This is a genomic window from Bartonella sp. CR127HXZ (genome assembly GCF_042194555.1).
GTDB classification, from domain to species: domain Bacteria; phylum Pseudomonadota; class Alphaproteobacteria; order Rhizobiales; family Rhizobiaceae; genus Bartonella; species Bartonella grahamii.
Window position 1 is genome coordinate 292 of sequence record NZ_JBHIMZ010000092.1, and the last position, 273, is coordinate 564.

Genomic DNA, 273 nt, shown 5'->3' on the forward strand with positions numbered 1-273 from the left:
GAGCGGCAAAACCTCTATGTTCAATTTCGCGTTTAATTAATCTAGCATTTTCTGCTAAGACCTCACGGTCTTCATGCATTAAAACAATTGTTGGTGAATAATAACCATAAGCAACAAGACCTGAACGAGCTTCGTTCATTGCTGTTTCAGCTTGTTGTGCCATCAACAAAGCATCAGTATTAATAGTTCCTTTATTAGTTTTAAAAACCTGCGAAAAAAATCCCCTCACTTTTTGTTGCCATTTCAATCTATATTTATTTAATGCGGCAACAG

General features: G+C 35.9%; 1 protein-coding gene. It reads right to left on the bottom strand.

Annotated elements, in window-relative coordinates; translation table 11 throughout:
- On the bottom strand, positions 1–229 hold a 229-nt coding region (locus ACFIKY_RS09300; protein WP_375661764.1), incomplete at its 3' end, for a hypothetical protein.
- Between the last annotated feature and the right edge of the window lie 44 nt (positions 230–273).